The organism is Sphingomonas bacterium, from assembly GCF_903643035.1.
Classification (GTDB): Bacteria; Pseudomonadota; Alphaproteobacteria; order Sphingomonadales; family Sphingomonadaceae; genus Sphingomonas.
The window spans coordinates 1-3215 of sequence record NZ_CAHJWW010000298.1 but is presented as its reverse complement, the minus strand read 5'-3'; the positions used below and the strand labels follow the sequence as shown (position 1 = coordinate 3215).

2 protein-coding genes and 1 pseudogene are annotated in these 3215 nt (G+C 69.5%); all 3 read left to right on the top strand.

Annotated features, from left to right (window positions below; genetic code table 11):
- A partial coding sequence (locus HUV01_RS14180) for a DUF1501 domain-containing protein (RefSeq protein WP_174298858.1) occupies positions 1-507 on the top strand: 507 nt, incomplete at its 5' end.
- A gap of 635 nt (positions 508-1142) precedes the next feature.
- Positions 1143-2855 carry an arginine--tRNA ligase gene (argS, locus tag HUV01_RS14175; RefSeq protein WP_174298857.1) on the top strand — a complete coding sequence of 571 codons (1713 nt, stop codon included), beginning with the start codon at positions 1143-1145 and terminating at the stop codon, positions 2853-2855.
- Position 2856: 1 nt separating this feature from the next.
- Positions 2857-3215, top strand: a pseudogene (locus HUV01_RS14170) (SPOR domain-containing protein); the annotation flags it as partial.

Here is a 3215-nt window from a genome sequence, read left to right as displayed (position 1 = left end):
GCCAACGCCGCCGCGACCGGCGCGCTCGCCGCCAGGCTGCTGTCGGCGCCGGGCGGCGCGAGGATCGCGACCATCGAGACCGGCGGCTGGGACACGCACACCCAGCAGCGCCAGCGCCTCGCGCAGCAGCTCAACGGCCTCGATGCGATGATCGGCGCGCTGAAGGCCGGCATGGGGCCGACATGGGCGGACACGGTCGTTCTGGTGGCGACCGAGTTCGGGCGGACGGTGGCGGCGAACGGCACCGGCGGGACGGATCACGGGACGGGATCGGCGGCGATGCTGCTGGGCGGCGCGGTGAGGGGCGGGCGGGTGATGGCCGACTGGCCGGGCCTGTCGAAGGGCGCGCTGTACGAGGCGCGGGACCTCGCGCCGACGCTCCAGCTCGACGCGTTCATCGGCGGCGCGGTGGCGGGGCAGTTCGGGCTGGACCCGGCGCGCGTGACGCGGACGCTGTTCCCGGGCGCGCCGAAGGCGGCGGCGGTGGAGGGACTGGTGCGGGCGTGAGGCGCACGTCCGCTTGCGCCCACAAGCGGACGTTCCGAACATGATCGCGCAACCCAAAAGACTGCCGTATATCGACGACGGTTGGGCAGAGTTTCCCTGCCGATGCCTTGGGGAAAAGCGCATGCCGAAGCCATTGCGGCTGGAGAGCCTGCCTCTCAAATACCTCGCCGCCATTATTCTATTTTGCGTTCTCGTCGCTATAGTCTCGTTGATGAGACCTTCCCAAATCTCGAAATTGGAGGAGGGCACATTCAGAGACAGCGACAGCGGATCGGTCATCACGGTGCGAAACGGCGCTATCTTCTACGGAAACTCTCACGCTTCGTATGATCTGTGGATAGGTAAAGGTAAGCGGTTTCTTTCCACAAAATCTATCATTGGCGACCTCTACGTCGTCGATACCACGGGCAATAAAAGACCCGCAGAGATCATAATCGATAACGAGAGAGGTGCTCCAATTGCATGCTCGGTCAGAAGCGGCAACGTCGAGATTTGCTTTCGGAGGGTAGCTTAACCCGATCGGCTAAGCCCGAAACCTGCCGGACCGCTTTCCACCAATGTCCGCCACTCTGCCCCCCTTTGAAGCTCCCGCCCCGTTCCGCTACAGCGCGCGTTTTCCCTTCGGGCGGACGTTCATGACCCTCTATTCCCGTTTCGCCGCGCATGTCGACGCGGCGCTCGATACGCTTGACCTGCCGGCCGATCTCGATCGCTCGAACGTCGCGGTCGAGCCGCCGCGCGATGCGGGGCATGGCGATCTCGCCACCAACGCCGCCATGGTGCTCGCCAAGGCCGCAAGGACCAGCCCGCGCGCGCTCGCGGAGCGGATCGCCGCCGAGCTGGGCAGGCTCGACGCGGTCGCCTCGGTCGCGGTCGCCGGTCCCGGCTTCATCAACATGACGCTGACCGACGACGCCTGGCGCGCGGAGCTGGCCGGCATCGCGCAGGCGGGCGCCGACCATGGCCGCTCGACGGCGGCGGCGGGGCAGACGATCAACATCGAATACGTCTCCGCCAACCCGACCGGCCCGATGCACATGGGCCATTGCCGCGGCGCGGTGGTGGGGGACGCGCTCGCGACGCTGCTCGAGTTCGCCGGCGCGCGGGTGATCCGCGAATATTACGTCAACGACGCCGGCGGTCAGGTCGACGTGCTCGCCCGCTCCGTCCACCTTAGGTATCGCGAGGCGCTGGGCGAGGCGGTGGCGATCCCGGAGGGCCTGTACCCCGGCGACTATCTGGTGCCGGTGGGGCGGGCGCTCGCCGCCGAGTTCGCCGACCGGTTCGCGGACTCGGCCGAGGCCGAGTGGCTGACGCTGTTTCGCACCCGCGCGGTCGCGGCGATGATGGACATGATCCGCGCGGACCTGGCGCTGCTCGGCATCGCGCACGAGGTGTTCGCGTCGGAGGCGGAGTTGCAGGCGGCCGGCAAGCCCGAGGCGGCGGAGGCGGAGCTGCGCGCCCGCGACCTGGTGTACGACGGCGTGCTGGAAGCGCCCAAGGGCGAGACGCCCGAGGACTGGGAGCCGGTCGTGCTGCCGCTGTTCCGCTCGACCCGGTTCGGGGACGACCAGGACCGGCCGATCCGCAAGTCGACCGGGCAATGGACGTATTTCGGCGCCGACCTCGCCTATCACTTCCAGAAGGCGGCGGGCGCGGATGCGCTGATCGACATCTGGGGGGCGGACCATGCCGGCACGGTGAAGCGGATCGTCGCGGCGGTCGCGGCGCTGACGGACGGGCGGACGCGCTTCGACGTCAAGCTGATCCAGATGGTCCGGCTGCTGCGCGGCGGGGAGCCTGTGAAGATGTCCAAGCGGTCCGGCAACTTCGTGACGCTGGCGGAGGTGGTGGGAGAGGTCGGCAGGGACGTCGTGCGCTTCACCATGCTGACGCGCCGCGCGGACGCGCAGATGGACTTCGACTTCGCCAGGGTCGTGGAGGCGTCGAAGGACAACCCGGTCTTCTATGTCCAGTATGCGCACGCGCGCATCGCCTCGCTCGGCCGGCGCGCGGCGGTGGCCGGAGTCGCGGCGGCGGGCGCCGACCTGTCCCGGCTTGACACGCGCGACCTGGCGCTGGCGAAGCTCGCAGCGCAGTTCCCGCGCGTCGTCGAGACCGCGGCCGCGACGCGCGAGCCGCACCGGATCGCCTTCTACCTCTACGATCTGGCCGCGGCCCTGCACGCCGCCTGGAACGTCGGGAACGACGATCCCGCCCGCCGTTTCCTGGTCGAGGGCGACGATGGGCTGAGCGCGGCGCGGCTTTTCTTGGTCGAGGCGATCGGGCAGACCATCCGCAACGGCCTGACCGTCATGGGCGTCGAGGCGGCGTGGGAGATGCATTGAGATGGCGACGGACGAGATCCACCTGCGCGACGAGGATCGCCTGCCGTGGCTGGAAACGGTGGAGCCCGACGAGCCGCGCGGCTCCGGCGGCCTGCGCCTGCTGGCGTTCGTGCTGCTCGGCCTCGTCGTCCTCGCCGCGATCGTGTTCGCCGTCTATCGCCTGAGCCGACCGGCGGCGGTGGCCGGCGGCGGCGGCAGCGGGGGCGAGCTGATCGCGGCGCAGGACGGCGACTACAAGATCAGGCCCGACGATCCCGGCGGCCTGAAGGTGGCGGGCGAGGGCGACTCGGCGATCGCCACCAGCACTGGCACGGGCGCCGGACACGGCGCGATCGATCCGCGCCAGGTGCCCGAACGGCC

Excerpts from the sequence above, each read along its gene's own strand:
- argS (WP_174298857.1), top strand. The coding sequence starts at position 1,143 with ATGACCCTCTATTCCCGTTTCGCCGCGCATGTCGACGCGGCGCTCGAT.